Origin of the sequence: Streptomyces sp. NBC_00457, assembly GCF_036014015.1 — a bacterium.
GTDB lineage: Bacteria > Actinomycetota > Actinomycetes > Streptomycetales > Streptomycetaceae > Streptomyces.
Genome location: NZ_CP107905.1, coordinates 7,049,450 through 7,066,547, shown reverse-complemented (window position 1 = coordinate 7,066,547; position 17,098 = coordinate 7,049,450). Strand labels below are relative to the sequence as shown.

Genomic DNA, 17,098 nt, shown 5'->3' with positions numbered 1-17,098 from the left:
TTCTCATTCGCAGGTGAGGGTGCGGGACTCGGGGAGGGCCCTGGTGATCCAGGTGCGTTCCCGGGCCATGTCCTTCCTGCCGACGGCCCACAGGTCGGGCGAGGCCGCGTTCCGCTGGAGGCCGATCAGGGCGTGGTCGCCCTTGTCGAGGATGTCCTCGTCCATGACGAAGACGGCCTTGTCCTCTCCCTTGGCGGGCTTGTAGGAGCGGGTGACGTCCAGGGTGACGCGTTCCTGTGCGGTGCCGGGGACCGGCACCACGGCGGTGACCGTGCCCTCGACGACGAGGCGGGCGCAGGCGAGGTAGCGGGCGCGGCTCTTCGACGTGCTCTCCGCCTTTCCCGAGGCGTCGTCGTTCTCCGGCTTCGCCGCGCTGTCCGAGCCGCTGCTGTCCGCCAGCGAGCCGCTGTCGTCCGTCGTCCCCGACCCGGACTGCACGACGAGCCACCCCATCCCCGCGAACAGCGAGGCGGCACACGCCACCGCGAGCCCGCCCAGCGCGAGCCTCAGCGTCCGGCGCCTCCGCAGCCGTACCGCCGGCGCGGGTTTCTCGGCCTTCTTCTTCGCCGGCTCGGCGGCCAGCGCGTCCCCGATGACCCCCAACTGCTCGCGCAGCAGCGCCAGATCGGCGAGAGCCGACTCGTGCTCGGTCATGAAGGCGGCGTCCGCGCGGGCCTCGTCCGTCAGCGGCTCGTCGGTGAGCGCGGCCATCAGCGCGTCGGCGCCGTTGTGTTCGGCGGTCATGTCACACCACCTCGTCCTCGTGCAGGCGGGCGCGCAGTGCCCGTACCGCCGTGTGCAGCCTGCTCTTGACCGTGCCTTCCGGGATGCCGAGTTCGTCGGCTATCGAGCGCACGGGCAGATCGGCGTAGAAACGCAGGACGAGGACCTGGCGCTGGGGGTCGGGCAGCTCGTCCAGACCCTGGGCGACGGCGAGGGAGAGCACGCTGGTGTCCTCGCCGGAGGGGTGCTCCAGCTGGCGCAGGGAGGCCAGGCGCTCGCCGAGCCGATCCTGGCGGCGCTTGGCGCGGTGCCAGTCCATGGCGAGGTTGGAGGCGACCACGGCCACCCATGCGGAGACGTCGCGCGGGGCCTCGTACCCCTTCGCCGCCCGCTCCAGCAGCCGCAGGCGGACCTGCTGCACCCCGTCCGGCAGGTCCGTCTGCGGCACACCGCCCAGCGCGAGCACCGCCCGCACCCGGCGTTCCTGAGCCGCGTCCAGAGGGTCATCGTTCCCCTGGTCACGGCGGGCCTTTCTGCGCAGCACAAGCCACCCCCCTCACCGCGTTTCCTCTACGACGCCGCAGCGCACGGAAACGTTCGGCGGATCTCGGGGAAATCTGCCCGAGGTGTACGTCACACTGCCCGGTGTCCCACTCCTCGGGCATGGAGCGCAAAGAATTGGACAGGCGGACCGGGGTCGGCCGCATGATGGAAAAGCCGCAGACACGTACGTACACGCAGAAGGAGTCGCCGTGAGGGTCGGAATCGTCGGAGCCACCGGGCAGGTCGGCACGGTCATGCGCAGGATCCTCACGGAGCGTGCCTTCCCGGTCACCGAGCTGCGTCTGTTCGCCTCGGCCCGCTCCGCCGGGACGACCCTGGACGGCGTGACGGTGGAGGACGCGGCGACCGCCGACTACCGCGGCCTGGACATCGTGCTGTTCTCCGCGGGCGGCGCGACCTCCCGGGCGCTGGCCGAGAAGGTCGCCTCCCAGGGCGCGGTCGTGATCGACAACTCCTCGGCCTGGCGCAAGGACCCGGACGTACCGCTGGTGGTGTCCGAGGTGAACCCGCACGCGATCGCCGACCGGCCCAAGGGCATCATCGCCAACCCGAACTGCACGACGATGGCCGCGATGCCGGTACTGAAGCCGCTGCACGCGGAGGCGGGGCTGGAGGCGCTGGTCGTCGCGACGTACCAGGCGGTGTCCGGCTCGGGTCTCGCGGGCGTGGCGGAGCTGCACGGGCAGGCGCAGAAGGTGGTCGCCGACGCCGACCAGCTCACCCACGACGGCGGCGCGGTCGACTTCCCGGAGCCCGGTGTCTACAAGCGTCCCATCGCCTTCAACGTGCTGCCCTTCGCGGGCAACCTCGTCGACGACGGTCTGAACGAGACCGACGAGGAGCAGAAGCTCCGCAACGAGTCCCGCAAGATCCTCGAGATCCCCGCCCTCAAGGTCTCCGGCACCTGCGTCCGCGTCCCGGTCTTCTCCGGCCACTCCCTCCAGGTCAACGCCCGTTTCGCCCGCCCGATCAGCGCCGAGCGCGCCACCGAGCTGCTGGCCGCCGCGCCGGGCGTCGAGCTCTCCGACATCCCGACCCCCCTCCAGGCCGCCGGCCAGGACCCGTCGTACGTCGGCCGCATCCGCACCGACGAGACCGTCGACAACGGCCTCGCCCTCTTCGTCTCCAGCGACAACCTCCGCAAGGGCGCGGCCCTGAACGCGGTGCAGATCGCGGAGCTGGTGGCGGCGGAGCTGAGCGCGAAGTAGTCCCCGGCGCCGGGGCCGGTCACTCACGGGTGGCCGGCCCTTTCGCATACCCGAGGAATAGCGCCCTTAGGGGCGCGGGGAACTGCGCGACCAGCCACGACGGAGCCGCAGCGGACCAACGACACATCGCGGCACTCACAGCGGAGCTCGCCGCACCTCGTACAGGAAGCACCCGTACTCCACGGCCCGCACATGCACCAGCGCCACGGCCGGGTCGTCGAACGCCTTCCGGAAGGCCTCGTCGTCGACCGCGTCGACCAGCTCGCCGCCCAGGATGCGGCCCTCGGCAGAGTAGCGCCGGACGGTGCGGTGGGCGCGCGCGAAGGGGTGGCCGTCCGGGTCGGGGCCGGGGCATTCCTCGGCGTGGATGAAGACCGGGCCCTGCTCGTCGTACGCGCCGGGATCCGCTCCTGTCTCGGCGGCCCAGCGGCGCAGCGGGGCGTACGAGACGAGGGCGATCCGCTCCCCCGGCTCGCTGCGGCGCAGACAGCAGCGCAGCGGCGCCCCGCCCTCCTCGTCGGTCACGGGAACCATCTCGCGCCCCGCATCGTCAGCAGAACGCAGCTCCTTCAGGGTCACGGGGGTGATGGGTCGTGCGATGTACGTCGTCGTCATACGAACAGCGTCCTGCGCGTCCGGCCCGCTCACCGGCGGGAACCGGACATCGCGTTTCTCACAGGTCCCGTGGAAGGATGACCGAACCGCCGAAGCCACCCATATCGAGGAGATGACCGCGTGCCTGGCACCAACCTGACTCGCGAAGAGGCGCAGCAGCGAGCCAAGCTGCTCACCGTTGACTCGTACGAGATCGATCTCGACCTCTCCGGCGCGCAGGAGGGCGGTACCTACCGGTCCGTGACCACGGTGCGCTTCGACGTCGCCGAAACCGGCGCGGAGTCCTTCATCGACCTGGTCGCCCCGACCGTCCACGAGATCACGCTCAACGGCGATCCGCTGGATGCCGACGAGGTGTTCAAGGAGTCCCGGATCGCCCTGCCGGGGCTGCTGGAAGGCCGCAACATCCTCCGTGTCGTCGCCGACTGCGCGTACACCAACACCGGAGAGGGCCTGCACCGGTTCGTCGACCCGGTCGACAACCAGGCCTACCTCTACACCCAGTTCGAGGTGCCGGACGCCCGCCGGGTCTTCGCCTCCTTCGAGCAGCCGGACCTGAAGGCCACCTTCCAGTTCACCGTGAAGGCGCCCGCCGGCTGGACGGTCGTCTCCAACTCGCCGACGCCGGAGCCCAAGGACGACACCTGGGTCTTCGAGCCGACGCCGCGGATCTCGACGTACATCACGGCGCTCATCGTCGGCCCGTACCACTCCGTGCACAGCGTGTACGAGAAGAACGGGCAGTCCGTCCCGCTCGGCATCTACTGCCGCCCCTCCCTCGCCGAGTACCTCGACTCGGACGCGATCTTCGAGGTGACCCGGCAGGGCTTCGAGTGGTTCCAGGAGAAGTTCGACTACGCGTACCCGTTCAAGAAGTACGACCAGCTGTTCGTGCCGGAGTTCAACGCGGGCGCGATGGAGAACGCGGGCGCGGTGACGATCCGCGACCAGTACGTGTTCCGGTCGAAGGTGACCGACGCCGCGTACGAGGTGCGGGCCGAGACGATCCTGCACGAGCTGGCCCACATGTGGTTCGGCGACCTGGTCACCATGGAGTGGTGGAACGACCTGTGGCTGAACGAGTCGTTCGCCACGTACACCTCGATCGCCTGCCAGGCGTACTCCCCCGAGTCGCGCTGGCCGCACTCCTGGACGACCTTCGCCAACTCCATGAAGACGTGGGCGTACCGCCAGGACCAGCTGCCCTCCACGCACCCGATCATGGCCGAGATCCGCGACCTCGACGACGTGCTCGTCAACTTCGACGGCATCACGTACGCGAAGGGCGCGAGCGTCCTCAAGCAGCTCGTCGCGTACGTCGGCATGGACGAGTTCTTCCGGGGCGTGCAGGCGTACTTCAAGGCGCACGCGTACGGCAACACGCGCCTGTCGGACCTGCTGGGCGCGCTGGAGGAGACTTCCGGGCGCGACCTGAAGACCTGGTCGAAGCTGTGGCTGGAGACGGCCGGAATCAATGTGTTGAGGCCGGAGATCGAGACCGACGCGAACGGCGTCATCACCTCCTTCGCCATCCGCCAGGAGGCCCCGGCGCTCCCGGCGGGCGCCAAGGGCGAGCCGACGCTGCGCCCGCACCGCATCGCGGTCGGCCTCTACGAACTCGACGACGAGACCGGCAAGCTGGTCCGCGACGAGCGCGTGGAGCTGGACGTCGACGGCGAACTGACGGCCGTACCGCAGCTGGTCGGCAAGCGCCGTCCGGACGTGGTCCTGCTCAACGACGACGACCTGTCGTACGCGAAGGTCCGCCTCGACGAGCAGTCGCTGTCCTTCGTCACGGACCACCTCGGCGACTTCGAGGCGTCACTGCCGCGGGCCCTGTGCTGGGCGTCGGCGTGGGACATGACGCGGGACGCGGAACTCGCCACCCGCGACTACCTCTCCCTCGTGCTGTCCGGCATCGGCAAGGAGTCCGACATCGGTGTCGTGCAGTCGCTGCAGCGCCAGGTGAAGCTGGCGATCGACCTGTACGCCGACCCTGCCGCCCGCGAGGCCCTGCTCACCCGCTGGACCGACGCCACGCTGGCCCATCTGCGGTCGGCGGCGCCGGGCGGCGACCACCAGCTGGCGTGGGCGCGGGCGTTCGCGGCGACGGCTCGTACGCCGGAGCAGCTGGACCTGCTGGAGGCGCTGCTTGACGGTTCGCAGACGATCGAGGGCCTGGCCGTCGACACCGAGCTGCGCTGGGCGTTCGTCCAGCGGCTCGCCGCCGTCGGCCGGTTCGACGAGGCGGAGATCGCGGGCGAGTACGAGCGGGACAGGACGGCGGCGGGCGAACGGCACGCGGCCACCGCCCGCGCGGCCCGGCCCACCCCGGAGGCGAAGGCGGAGGCCTGGGCGTCGGTCATCGACTCCGACAAGCTCCCCAACGCCATCCAGGAAGCCGTCATCTCGGGCTTCGTCCAGACCGACCAGCGCGAGCTGCTGGCACCGTACGCCGACACGTTCTTCGAGGTCGTCAAGGACATCTGGGAGTCCCGCTCCCACGAGATCGCCCAGCAGATCGCCATCGGCCTCTACCCGACCATCCAGGTCTCCCAGGAAACCCTGGCGAAGACGGACACCTGGCTGACCTCCGCCGAGCCGAACGCGTCCCTGCGTCGGCTCGTCTCGGAGTCGCGGGCGGGCGTGGAGCGGGCGCTGAAGGCGCAGGCTGCGGACGCGGTGCAGTAGTCCGTCGTACGTCGATGGGGGCGCCCGGCACGATGCCGGGCGCCCCCTTTCGTACGGTCAGTCAGCAGGCCGAGGCGCCTCCGGCTCCGGCCTCTCGATGCGCGCGAGCCGATATGCAGCCCCCAGTTCCCGACCTTCCTCACAGGCGGTAGGCGCGAAGCATGGCGTCCTCGGCGTACTGCAGGCAGGGCTCCGGCGGGCGCTGCTCGGCATCCCGAGTCGTACGGGAACTGAATGATTCTTCGATCGGCCCGCTCACTGGCGGAGTTGTACCGTCCACCCGACCGCCACGCCATCATGACGGCGTGAGCATCTCGCCGGCCGAGGCCGCGATCATAGGCACTTCACTGGGCGCGACGGCGACCTTGAGCGCCGCCTGGCTCACTCAGCGTGCGACAACGAGGAGAGACCAGGAGCGGCGGCTCTGGGATCGCCGAGTGGACACCTACGCCGACCTGATGAGCACCATCCACGCGTTCGCCCGCATGCGCGCACAGGCACGGCTGACCGGCGAACTCCCGGACAGCGAGGAGCGCAGAGCCACTGCGCAGAACGCCGCCGTCACACTCGTGGCACGCATCGAGCTCTACAGTTCCGAGCCCTTGCGCCTGGCCTGCCAGAAGTCCTTCGACGGGATCGACAAGTGGCAGGAGGCATGGGAGCAGTGGCACAACCAGGGCGAGGACATCCGCTTGGAGGCCGACAAGCGGTGGCAGAGGTTCGCGAGATTCGTCAAGGAGTCGAGGGCGGCCGACCGTGAACTGCTGGAACTTCTGCTCGCCGACGTTCACGTTCACCAGAGGGAACAGAAGAAGTGGATCAGAAGGCTCTTCCTCTGAACTCGACCGGAAAAGACCGCCACCGTCACCCCTTCCGCATCAAGAGAGACATTTCCGAAGAACAGGTCGACCAGGAATTCTGATCATGGCTAGCATTGCCTTCCCAGGGCGGGACGCCTGGATCGCATGACCGGTCAGACGGGGGGAGCCGTACTGCAATGCAGAACGAACACCTGATCGACATTTACGCCAACGGGGAACGTGTCGGATTCGCCTTGCGAACCGAACGGGCGTTCGCCTATACGGCTTTCCATCTCCTGCGGGAAAAACTCGGTCACGATGTTTCCGCGACAAAGCCACCCCTTCACCTCAAGGACGGGACCCCGGTTTCCATCGTGCGGTGCAACAAACCGTCGGACCTGGCACTGCTCAGGATCGAACTGAACGGCACCAGGGAGCCACTGCGGAGAATTCTTTTCGAGAACCCCAGGAAGGGGAACGCCTGGCGAACAACAGCGTCGCCCCGCGCCAACAAACCCCTGACAGGCACGATCATCGAGGCGAACTCCGAGTACTACAAGACGCCCGACCTCAAAGTGAAAGCAATGCGGCTCCGCTGCGAAGGCCAGATCGACGACTACAGCACCTATGCAGGCGGCCCCATCGAGCGCCATCCGTCGAAATCCCCTCCCGTGGTCCTGGGCATGCTCGTCGAGCCGCGAAGGAATCAACCGACCGAGAACAATGAAGCGTTCGCCGTCTCCATGTCGGAAATAATCCGGCTACTACGGAGTTCCGGGAACGGAAGGTCAAGGAATAATTCCAGGAAAGGGTACATCGACGCCCAATGGAACCGGCCCCATCCGAATGGGCGCCCACGAGGGGGAAACTGACCATGGATGGGATCCGTAGCCTCGACGAAGCGACCTCGATGGCGGAGAGGGCCTGCGAGGAAGAAGAAGAGACACGTCAGAGCAGTCATCCCGGAGTCGAGATCGAGGATCTCCTCACCGACTACGTCCACCGGATCTCCACTGGTGCGGCTCCATGGGAGGACGTTCCGAAGAGCATCGGCGCTTACATCGACCTGGCCCAGTCATTACTCGGGCTCGGCATGAAGAAAGAGTCGATGGACTTGACGAACGCGACCTTGCGGAAAATGGAACTCGACGAGAGCGACCGAGTTGTGTACCCGGACGCCGGAATCTGGAATCAGCTGGGAGCGCTGCTCGCGGCGCACGGCGACCTGATGCGGGCCAAGGCCACGCTCAAGTTCGCCCTCGACCGGGCCCATCAGTTCAAGACCCATGAAATCTCCGCGATTCTTGCCAACTTGAGCGAGGCAAGTCTGCAGATGGGCGATGCGCAAGCCGCCGGCCTATGGGCCGACAAGGCTCTTGCCGCGCCCGAACACCCCTGGGAGAGAGACCTGGATGCCCGGCTGACAGCCAACCGCGTGAAGCTCGCCATAGCCCGAACCCATCGGGACACCGAGGATCTGCGCAGCGCGCTGGGCAGATTCAGTGAATCGGTGGGGCTCCTTGTCGAAAGGGACGGAAACCTGAGCCCTCGGGCCATCGACGCGCAAGTCGCCTTAGCCGCCGCGCAGCACGAGTCCGAGCCGGACGGGCAGGCCCTCACCGACCTGGAAGCCCTCCATGTGACGGCTCAGGTGGTACTCGGTCCCAAGCGCCGCGAGGCGATCATCGCTCAGGCCACGCTCGCTGTCGCCGAGTTCGGCGCAGCGGGCGGCTGGGACGGGGTCGACGACGAACGAACCAGGGCCGCCGTGGAAACGCTCGAAGCGGCCAAGAACTACGCGACGGCCTCCCTGGACCTCGGCCGGGCACATCCCCAGACGCGCATCCTGCAGGAGGCACTTGCGGACATGCGTGCTGCCGGGATGACGGACGGCAAGGCCGCGTACCAGATCGAGAAGGTATACCTGCCTCAGGACAGCGGCCAACGCAACGCTGCCAAGAAGGCGGCCCTCCAGGCTGAAAACAACGTCATCCGGCTCATCGCCCACGCGGGCGCTTCCTACTTCCTCAGCCAATTCGACTTCTACCAACCGGTCATCGCCGCGCTGGACCGCAAGGTGCACTTCAACGTCATCATCAGCAGTCCTTGGAGCACTCTGGCAGCCTTCTTGCCCAGCGACCCCACGGCAGATCCCGGAAACTACGGGAACATTGAGGCTCTGGTGCGGAAGAGTCCTTACTACAACGACGCATATCTCAAGGTGACCGAGTCGTATCAGCGGCTCAAGGACAGGTATCCCGACCACGTCGAACTTCGGGTCACACCCATGGACATCGCAGGATCGACGCTTCTCACCTCGGACGTCGGATTCTTCGAGCCCTACACCACATCCGATCCGAACGGCCGGACCCTGCGCGGCATGAGCGCCTTCGAGGTCATGTACCGCAAGGACAGCCAGTACTACCACGATGCCCGCAAAGAGTTCACAACCCAGTGGGAACTCTCCAGCACTTGGGGGGAGTTCCAGAAAACCGAGCAGAGTCATATCGAGACGCTGCAGACCGAAATGCAGGCACACGGCCACGTCCACGTCCGGGAAAAGGTCAGAAGGGGAGAAGTGCCCCTTCCTTGACGCGGCGCAACACCTCCACCGAGCCGATGAAGAGCGGGTCGGGCAGAGCGTCGAGCGGCCAGAACTGCCACTGTTCACATCGGTCCGGCTCTCTCACCTCGATCTCACCCGTGTGGTCAAGGATCTCCACTCCGACCTGCATATGGTGATTGGCGGCGGGATCCGGGTCGGTGACACAGATGATGCGAGCGCCCAGGGCGTGCACTCCGGTCTCCTCCGCCAACTCGCGGCAGGCTGCGCCGGTCAGCGACTCGCCGACCTCGAGGTGCCCTCCGGGAAGTCCCCAAGTGCCATGTCCGAAGACGTTGATCCGCAACCCCAGCAGGACCCGGTTCCCCGAACGGACGATGGCCTGGACCCCCACACGCACGTTTGCCGTCATCTCAACCCCTTGGCTGGTCCGGCTGGTTTCGCATCACTCATCGGGATAGGTTCGGACGAAGTTCTCCATGTTCCGGGACGGCAGCACCAGGTCGGCAGGACGAGGCGCGCCGTCCTCAAGCAGGCTGAAGAAGTTACCGAGCCTCCGTTCCCCGCCCTCGTCGACGACGACCACTTCACAGTCGGGATCGATGAAGAAGTAACTGCCTGTTCGCGTGGAATTCCGGTAGACGCGAAGGGTGACACCACGCTCCTCGGCCTTCTGCTGGCATTTTTCCACCACCTCCTCGAACTCCTCGTCCCCGACCGAGAGCCAATCACCGTTGTCCGCACCGTAATTGGTCTCCGACATTTGATAGACCTTCCAGACGTCAGGAAGCCAGGAGTCCTCCTCGATCAGGTCAAGAACACGTGGCGCACCGGAAACGTTGCGTCTGGTGATCACGGTCCCCAGTTTTACGCGCACTCTTTTATGGTTCTTCCGTACTTCTTTCAGAAGGTCGAGAACCCGCTTCCGGTGCGGCGCGGCACTGCCTGTCCTCAGCTCCCGGTGCTCCTTCTCATCCGCCGATTCCAGCGGGAGCGCGAGCCAGGACAGCCCGGGCAAGACACGCTCCATCACCTTGAGCGAAGCAAGACCATTGGTACTGAGAACAACTCTGGGTGGAAAGCGACCCGGCAGCGGAGAGCTCAATTCTTCAACGAGCTGGGCCAGGTATCGGAGGAGTGTAGGTTCACCTCCCGAAATCACAACACCTTGCACGCCTTCCTGCCGCAGTTTCGCCGCAATCCGGAATGCGACCGCCTGGGGCATGGTGGGAACATCATGTCTGGGACCGAAGCAGAAAGGGCAGCTCAGGTTACATCTGCCGATCGGACGAAGATCCACATAGGGGGGGAGCACTGGGCGAGACTATCCCCATGTCAGCGCCTCTCGGGGCCGAAAAGGTCAAGCGACACCACTGCGGAACAGACTTCCCAGAGTTCGTAGTGATCACGCTCGCGGGCCTCGCCGCTCGGACTGACGCGCTGGACTCCCCGACGCCGAGGCCAGCCGTACTCCCGGAGTGCCCATAGAACTCGTAACACGATCAAGCAAACCACCCAGTAGTCGTGTCGTAGTGGAGCGTGGGAGCGTGGCTCTGGATCGTGGGCGATGACCTGTGTGGCGAAGAGGGCTGGATGCGCGTGGTGTGGGCGGCGACGTCGCCGGAATCGGGACTGTTCCATCCGGTTGAGAGACGTTCAGAGGTGGCGCATCTGTCAGACCGCTTCAACGACCTGCGTTCCCGTGGTCAGGGGTACGTCGAGGTTCACGCGGTCGTCCATCTGATAAGTGACACCGAGCATGGACGACCTCGCCGCGTTCACGGGCGACTTTGTCCTGGATATCGATCGGGCGTGGGACCTGGTGCACGACTTCACCCAGTCGTCATCCACGATCCACGGCCGAGTACTCACACCCTCCCGAACGGGCGAATCGTCACATCGGTCAGCCCGACCAGGGGCACCTCAACAAGATCGTGTTACGAGCTCATAGGGCTTTCCCTATGGATGGATCACCCTCTTGCCGCAACGCTCCCCAGGCGCTTCACTTGGCCCACCTCCCACAGGAGAACACCCACTCCCGCCTGCCGAAGGGGTAGTTCTTTTGTCAGCCCTACGCGTCACCGCCACCGCCGTCACCGCGGCGGCCTGTGCGGCCGTGCTCGCCACCGCACTGCCGGCCTCGGCCATCAACTCCTACAACGCGACGCCCGCCCCCGAGCGCACCGAGGTCGGCGCGCTCGTCGCCACGTGGGACAACGACGACAACCCCGCGACCCCGGACCGGGTCGACTGGGTCTGCTCCGGCACCATGATCGACACGGACACCTTCCTGACGGCCGCGCACTGCACCACCGACTGGCCCGACAACGTGAAGTTCTACGTGTCGCTGGACCAGGATGTGCAGTCCGACCTCGACGCCGCCGCGAAGAAGTACCCGGGCGACCCGGCCGCCCAGGCGAACGCCGTCGCGGTCCAGGGGACGGCCCACAGCCACCCCGACTTCCCCGGGCCCGCGTATGACACCCACGACATCTCGGTGATCGAGCTCTCGGCCGCGAAGATGAAGGCCCGCTGGTCCTTCGCGCCCGCGGCCCTCCCGACCGCCGGTCAGCTCGGCGCGCTCGGCCCGCAGGGCCTCAACTCCACCGACTGGTTCGTCGCCGGATACGGCACCCAGGAGGCCGTCAACGGCCCCGGCGGCCAGACCCACCCCGGCGGCGGCGTCCGTATGAAGGCACCCGTCACCTTCAACGCGCTCAACAACTCCTGGGTGCGCCTGGCCATGACCGCCCCGCAGGGCAACGGCGGTGCCTGCTACGGCGACTCCGGCGGCCCCAACTTCGCGGTGATCGGCGGGAAGAACGTCCTGGCCGCCACCACCATCACCGGCGACACCCCGTGCTACGCGACCAATGTGACGTACCGCCTGGACACCCTGGGCGCCCGCGCGTTCCTGTCGCCGTTCGTCACACTTCCCTAGGGCTGCCGACAGCACACCGAAGGACCGAGGAGCGCGACGCTCTCCTCGGCCCTCCGCCCTCGCGCCCTCACCCCAGATGCGCGGCGAGCGCGGCCTCGATCGCGGCCGGTTCGGCGGTGTCCGCCGCCCAGGCCGCGTATCCGTCGGGGCGCACCAGCACGGTCGTACGGCGGTCTCCTGCCCAGTGCTCGACGGCCAGCCGGGACTCGCGGGCGCCCCTCTCGTCGTAGCCCTCGGGCGTGATCAGCACGAAGCGGCCGCCGCGCAGGGCCTCGTAGAGACGGCCGCTCTTGAGGGCGACGTCGGGGACTCGGGTGCCGGTGAGGCGGTGGGAGAAGTGGGGGGCCGGGTATTTGTAGCCGAGGCCGGAGATCTGGGCCAGGGCCTTGCGCTGGGCGGGGCGGGCGACGTTGACGAGGGCCGAGACGAGTGTGCGTACGGCACGCAGTGCGGGGCTCTGGGCGCGGGCCAGCCGGACCAGACCGCCGCTGCTGCGCAGGACCGCCTTGCCGACGGGGTGGCGTTCGGCCTGGTAGGTGTCGAGGAGGCCCGCGGGCGCCCAGCCCTGGACGGCCGCGGCGAGCTTCCAGCCGAGGTTGGCCGCGTCCTGGAGGCCGGTGTTCATACCCTGGCCGCCGGCCGGTGAGTGGATGTGCGCGGCGTCCCCGGCGAGGAAGACCCGGCCGACGTGGTACTCCGGCGCCTGGCGCTCGTCGCTGTGGAAACGGGAGAGCCAGCGCGCGTCATGCATGCCGTAGTCGGTGCCGAGGGCGCGGCGGGTGACGTCCTTGATCTCGTCGAGGTCGAGCGGGGCGTCGTCGGCCGCCTCGTTGCGACTGTTCCAGCCCATGACGCGGTACCAGCCGTCACCGAAGGACGCGATCATCGCGAAGGCGTCGCCCGCGCCGTTGACGGTGAGTACGCCCTCGGGCTGCTGGGCGAGCCTGACGTCCGCCAGGAGCAGGGACTTGATGACGGAGACGCCGGGGAAGGGCAGGCCGATCGCCTGGCGTACGGCGCTGTGGTGGCCGTCCGCGCCGACGACGTAGGCCGCGCGGTGAGCGGTGACCTCGCCGTCGGGGCCGCGTACGTCGAGGTCGACGCCCTCTTCGTCCTGCCTCAGCCCGACGACCTCACTCTCGTACGCGAACTCCACCCCTGCCTCGCGCGCCCGCCGCTCCAGCAGCCGCTCCACCTCGTACTGCGGGGTGATCAGCAGGAACGGGAAGCGGGACGGCAGCGTGCCCAGGTCGAGTGAGAGGCGACGGAAAAGGCGCAGGCCCGTGATGGTGTCGCCGGTGGCGAGCAGCGGGTCGGCAAGGCCGCGGGCGTCGAGCTGCTCCAGGGTGCGGGCGTGTACTCCGAAGGCGCGGGAGAGGTTGCTGATCTTGTGGGGGCGCTTTTCGAGGAGGGTGACGGGGACGCCGGCGGTGGCGAGGTCACCGGCGAGGAGCAGGCCGGTGGGGCCGGAGCCGACGACGATGACGGAGGGGGTGGTGCGGTTTTCGGTGCCTGTGTCCGTGCCGGTGCCGTTCATGGTGGCCTCCCTGGATGCCAACGTTCGTTTGCCAACGACTGTTGACCAACGCTCGTTGACAAACGTAGGGCCCCGGCCTGGACGTGTCAACACCTGTTGGCCTACGCTTGTTGGCATGACCGACAGCAAGCCCCCCGCCCCCGCCCCGCCCCGCCGCTCCGACGCCACCCGCACCGCGATCCTCGCCGCCGCCCGCGAGCGCTTCGCGACCGACGGATACGAGCGGGCCACCATCCGCGCCATCGCCAAGGACGCGAACATCGATCCGTCGATGGTGATGCGCTACTTCGGCAACAAAGAAGGCCTGTTCGCGGCGGCGGTCTCCGTCGATCTACGGTTGCCGGAGTTCGCCGCGCTGCCCCGGCAGATCATCGGCGAGACCCTCGTGACGCACTTCCTCACGATGTGGGAGGAGAACGAGGAACTCACGGCCCTGCTGCGGGTCGGCGCCACCAATCAGGCGGGCGCCGAGCGGATGCAGGGCATCTTCCGGGACCAGGTCATGCCGGTCGCCCGGTACGCCTGTCCCGACCCCGAGCAGATCCCGGCGCGGGCGGGGCTGGTGGCGACGCAGATGCTCGGGCTGGCGCTGACCCGCTACGTCCTGAAGTTCCCGCCGGCCGTGGCGCTCAGCCGGCAGGAGATCGTGGCGTGGCTGGGGCCGACGGTGCAGAGGTATCTGACGGCCCCGAGTCCATGACACCAAGGAACGCGAAAAGGCGCCGACCTCGCCCACGTACGGCTGCTGCGCGTACGTGCGGCGGGGTCGACGCCCTCGAAAGAGTCTCGGGGAGCCCGGTCAGGCCTTGGAGCCGGCTTCGGCCTTGGACTTGGGCCGGGTCTTGATGTTGCGGGTCGTCACCCGGTGCGCCTCGTGCGACTTGTCCAGGACCATCACCAGGCCGGCGATGACCACGAAGAGGGCGAGCGGGGCCACGACGAACAGGCCCAGCGTCTCGATGACGCTCAGGCCCGGGCCGGGGTCGTCGCCGTCGTCGCGGGTGATCGCGAGCGCGGGGGACGACATGAGCAGCATCATCAGCGTCGTACCGGCAGCCAGGGCGCCGGCGCGCAGGGCGTTCTTCTTGTCCACGGAGCCAAAGTATCCAACCGCGGGAGGGGACGCGCGTCCGGGGTGCCGTAAGAGGCGAACCACGCACACCGGACCAGGCACCAGGGGACCACGCGCCGCCCACCTCACGCCTGCCGCCCACCGGACGACGCACCGCCCACCTTCACGCCTGCCGCACACCGGACCACGCGCCACCCACCTCACGACCGCCGCACACCGGACCACGCGCCACCCACCTTCACGCCTGCCGCCCACCAGCCGCCCGCACCACCTCCACCAGCGCATGCAGCCGCGCCGACCCCGCCAGCTCCTCCAGTGTCATCGGCCTGCCCTCCGCGTCCGCGACCGGAAGCCGCCAGTTCGGGTACTGGTCCCACGTACCCGGCAGGTTCTGCGGACGGCGGTCGCCGACCCCGTCCGGCAGCCAGATGCCGATCATGCGGGCCGGGGTGCGGAGCAGATAGCGGTGGACGGCCTGGACCTCGGCCTCCTCGGCGGACGTGCCGAGGCCTCCGCTGGTCCCCTGCAGGAGACCCAGCTGGGCGAGCAGTGTCAGCCACTCCCCCGTGTCGGCGGCGGCCTCCGCCCGCTCCTCGTCGACGGGGCGCGTCAACAGGCCGAGGCGGTCGCGGAGTTCGACGTGGTCGCCGGTGAGGCGGGCGGCGGTCGGGGGCAGGTCGTGGGTGGTGGCGGTGGCGAGGCAGTCGGCACGCCAGCGGTCGGGGGGCAGGGGGCGGCCGTCGCCCTCCCAGTCCCGTTCGAACCACAGGACCGACGTGCCGAGCACCCCGCGCTCACGCAGCGCCTCGCGGACCCCGGGCTCTACGGTGCCCAGGTCCTCGCCGATCACCACGGCCCCGGCGCGGGAGGCCTCAAGGACCAGGATCGCCAGCATGGCCTCGGCGTCGTAACGGACGTAGGTGCCCTCGGTCGGCGGCAGCCCTTCCGGCACCCACCAGAGCCGGAACAGGCCCATGACGTGGTCGATGCGCAGGGCGCCGGCGTAGCGGAACAGGGCCTTCAGGAGCATGCGGAAGGGGGCGTAGCCCGACTCGGCGAGCCGGTCCGGGCGCCAGGGCGGCAGCCCCCAGTCCTGGCCGCGGGCGTTGAAGGCGTCCGGTGGTGCGCCGGCCGACATCCCGGCCGCGAAGTACCGCTGCTGCGCCCAGGCGTCCGCGCCCTCCGGGTGCACGCCGACCGCCAGATCGTGCACGATCCCGACCGGCATGCCCGCCTCCCGCGCGGCGCGTTGCGCGGCGGTGAGCTGGGCGTCGGTGAGCCAGGCGAGCCGGCAGTGGAAGTCGACGCGGTCCATCAACTCGCCCCGGGCGCGGGCGGTTTCCGTCGAGCGGGGGTCACGCAGGCCCGCAGGCCAGCCACGCCAGTCCGGGCCGTGCACCTCGGCCAGCGCGTACCAGGTGGCGTGGTCCTCCAGCGCCTCGCCCTGCTCGGCGAGGAAGTCGGCGTACGCGGCCTGCCGCCCCGGTCCGAGCGGCACCTCCCGCACCAGCTCCAGCGCTTCCCGCTTCAGCGCCCACACGGCGTCCCGGTCGATCAACTCCCCCTTCTCCAGCACCGATTCCCGCAGCCGCGCCGCCCGCTCCAGCAGCCCCCGCACCCGCTCCCGCCCGTCCACGTACGCGAACTCGGGGATGTCCTCGACCCGCAGATGCACCGGGTCGGGGAAGCGACGTGAGGAGGGCCGGTAGGGGGACGGGTCTGTGGGTGTGCCGGGCACGGCCGCATGCAGCGGGTTGACCTGCACGAATCCGGCGCCGAGCGCCCGCCCGGCCCAGGCGGCCAGCTCGGCGAGGTCACCGAGGTCGCCCATGCCCCAGGAGCGCCGGGAGAGCAGGGAGTAGAGCTGGACTAGGAGGCCGTACGAGCGTCCGGGCGGCGCGGGCAGCCGGGGCGGGGCGACGACCAGGTGGACGCGGGCGGTGCGGCCGTCGGGGGCGGTCGCGGTCAACCGGTGGACTCCGGGCGGGAGTTGCTCGGCGGCGGCGCGGGTCTCGCCCTGCTCGGTCTCGATCCGCAGCCGGGTGCCCGCCGGGAGAGCGGCGAGCGCGGCGGGCGCGCTGCTGCTCCAGCACACCACCGTCGGCGGCAGCAGCCGTTCGCTCAGCTCCCGCTCCCGGTCGGCGAGCGCGGCGCGTACGGCCCCGGGGCTGCTCGCTTCGACACCGAGCGCCGCCAGCGCCCGGGTGAGCGCGGCGGCCGACGCGGTGACGGTGCGGTCGGGCGACGGGCTGTACGACGGGGCGACGCCGTGCAGCTCGGCGAGCCGGGAGAGGTCCTCGTCGGGGGCCGCGGCCGACCGGGGTGCTGTCATCTACGGCTCCGCAAGGGAAGGGTCCGAAGTGTCCGGTGGACATCTACCACTC

Annotated in this window: 15 protein-coding genes; 7 read left to right on the top strand and 8 right to left on the bottom strand. The window is 68.8% G+C overall.

The features are described 5' to 3' along the window. Window positions 1-3 precede the first annotated feature (3 nt). Both OG828_RS32240 and OG828_RS32235 read right to left on the bottom strand, forming a co-directional pair. Window positions 4-744 (bottom strand): hypothetical protein, encoded by a 741-nt coding sequence (locus tag OG828_RS32240; RefSeq protein ID WP_328503127.1) that lies wholly within the window; start codon window positions 742-744, stop codon window positions 4-6. Between the two features lies 1 nt (window position 745). Next, window positions 746-1,267 carry an RNA polymerase sigma factor gene (locus tag OG828_RS32235; protein WP_328440641.1) on the bottom strand — a complete coding sequence of 174 codons (522 nt, stop codon included), beginning with the start codon at window positions 1,265-1,267 and terminating at the stop codon, window positions 746-748. A gap of 208 nt (window positions 1,268-1,475) precedes the next feature. On the opposite strand from OG828_RS32235, the gene OG828_RS32230 reads away from it, so the two are divergent. Continuing rightward, window positions 1,476-2,495, top strand: coding sequence for an aspartate-semialdehyde dehydrogenase (locus tag OG828_RS32230; protein WP_328503126.1), 1,020 nt, complete (start codon window positions 1,476-1,478; stop codon window positions 2,493-2,495). A 135-nt stretch (window positions 2,496-2,630) separates the two neighbouring features. Here OG828_RS32230 and OG828_RS32225 read toward each other — a convergent pair whose 3' ends face one another. Then, on the bottom strand, window positions 2,631-3,110 hold the full coding sequence (locus tag OG828_RS32225) for a DUF1203 domain-containing protein (protein WP_328503125.1): 480 nt from the start codon (window positions 3,108-3,110) through the stop codon (window positions 2,631-2,633). A gap of 120 nt (window positions 3,111-3,230) precedes the next feature. On the opposite strand from OG828_RS32225, the gene pepN reads away from it, so the two are divergent. The 4 genes from pepN (at window position 3,231) to OG828_RS32205 (ending at window position 9,194) form a co-directional block, all read left to right on the top strand. Beyond that, window positions 3,231-5,801 carry an aminopeptidase N gene (gene pepN / locus OG828_RS32220; protein WP_328503124.1) on the top strand — a complete coding sequence of 857 codons (2,571 nt, stop codon included), beginning with the start codon at window positions 3,231-3,233 and terminating at the stop codon, window positions 5,799-5,801. 305 nt (window positions 5,802-6,106) lie between these two features. Further along, complete coding sequence (locus OG828_RS32215) at window positions 6,107-6,640, top strand: hypothetical protein (protein ID WP_328364405.1); 534 nt, start codon at window positions 6,107-6,109, stop codon at window positions 6,638-6,640. 158 nt (window positions 6,641-6,798) lie between these two features. Beyond that, window positions 6,799-7,473 (top strand): hypothetical protein, encoded by a 675-nt coding sequence (locus tag OG828_RS32210; RefSeq protein WP_328503123.1) that lies wholly within the window; start codon window positions 6,799-6,801, stop codon window positions 7,471-7,473. Between the two features lie 2 nt (window positions 7,474-7,475). Continuing rightward, complete coding sequence (locus OG828_RS32205; RefSeq protein WP_328364401.1) at window positions 7,476-9,194, top strand: hypothetical protein; 1,719 nt, start codon at window positions 7,476-7,478, stop codon at window positions 9,192-9,194. Here OG828_RS32205 and OG828_RS32200 read toward each other — a convergent pair. Next, window positions 9,166-9,576, bottom strand: a complete 411-nt coding sequence (locus tag OG828_RS32200; RefSeq protein WP_328364399.1) for a nucleotide triphosphate diphosphatase NUDT15 — start codon at window positions 9,574-9,576, stop codon at window positions 9,166-9,168. The genes OG828_RS32205 and OG828_RS32200 overlap by 29 nt on opposite strands. Before the next feature lie 33 nt (window positions 9,577-9,609). Next, complete coding sequence (locus OG828_RS32195; protein ID WP_328442485.1) at window positions 9,610-10,464, bottom strand: radical SAM protein; 855 nt, start codon at window positions 10,462-10,464, stop codon at window positions 9,610-9,612. A 762-nt stretch (window positions 10,465-11,226) separates the two neighbouring features. On the opposite strand from OG828_RS32195, the gene OG828_RS32190 reads away from it, so the two are divergent. Next, window positions 11,227-12,105 (top strand): trypsin-like serine protease, encoded by an 879-nt coding sequence (locus OG828_RS32190; RefSeq protein WP_328503122.1) that lies wholly within the window; start codon window positions 11,227-11,229, stop codon window positions 12,103-12,105. Between the two features lie 67 nt (window positions 12,106-12,172). Here OG828_RS32190 and OG828_RS32185 read toward each other — a convergent pair whose 3' ends face one another. After that, window positions 12,173-13,642: an FAD-dependent monooxygenase gene (locus tag OG828_RS32185; RefSeq protein ID WP_328503121.1), complete on the bottom strand. Its 1,470-nt coding sequence runs from the start codon at window positions 13,640-13,642 to the stop codon at window positions 12,173-12,175. Between the two features lie 115 nt (window positions 13,643-13,757). Here OG828_RS32185 and OG828_RS32180 point away from each other — a divergent pair, with 115 nt between their 5' ends. Further along, a complete protein-coding gene (locus OG828_RS32180) occupies window positions 13,758-14,342 on the top strand; it encodes a TetR/AcrR family transcriptional regulator (RefSeq protein ID WP_328364394.1) in 585 nt (194 codons plus the stop codon). A gap of 99 nt (window positions 14,343-14,441) precedes the next feature. On the opposite strand, the gene OG828_RS32175 is transcribed toward OG828_RS32180, so the two are convergent. Together OG828_RS32175 and malQ are read right to left on the bottom strand one after the other, a co-directional pair. Beyond that, a complete protein-coding gene (locus OG828_RS32175) occupies window positions 14,442-14,735 on the bottom strand; it encodes a hypothetical protein (RefSeq protein WP_328364392.1) in 294 nt (97 codons plus the stop codon). 217 nt (window positions 14,736-14,952) lie between these two features. Then, window positions 14,953-17,046 (bottom strand): 4-alpha-glucanotransferase, encoded by a 2,094-nt coding sequence (gene malQ, locus OG828_RS32170; RefSeq protein WP_328503120.1) that lies wholly within the window; start codon window positions 17,044-17,046, stop codon window positions 14,953-14,955. Between the last annotated feature and the right edge of the window lie 52 nt (window positions 17,047-17,098).

Coding starts and splice junctions, on each gene's coding strand:
- OG828_RS32240 (WP_328503127.1), bottom strand. CDS start 744: ATGACCGCCGAACACAACGGCGCCGACGCGCTGATGGCCGCGCTCACC.
- OG828_RS32225 (WP_328503125.1), bottom strand. CDS start 3,110: ATGACGACGACGTACATCGCACGACCCATCACCCCCGTGACCCTGAAG.
- OG828_RS32210 (WP_328503123.1), top strand. CDS start 6,799: ATGCAGAACGAACACCTGATCGACATTTACGCCAACGGGGAACGTGTC.
- OG828_RS32205 (WP_328364401.1), top strand. CDS start 7,476: ATGGATGGGATCCGTAGCCTCGACGAAGCGACCTCGATGGCGGAGAGG.
- OG828_RS32200 (WP_328364399.1), bottom strand. CDS start 9,576: ATGACGGCAAACGTGCGTGTGGGGGTCCAGGCCATCGTCCGTTCGGGG.
- OG828_RS32185 (WP_328503121.1), bottom strand. CDS start 13,642: ATGAACGGCACCGGCACGGACACAGGCACCGAAAACCGCACCACCCCC.
- OG828_RS32180 (WP_328364394.1), top strand. CDS start 13,758: ATGACCGACAGCAAGCCCCCCGCCCCCGCCCCGCCCCGCCGCTCCGAC.
- malQ (WP_328503120.1), bottom strand. CDS start 17,046: ATGACAGCACCCCGGTCGGCCGCGGCCCCCGACGAGGACCTCTCCCGG.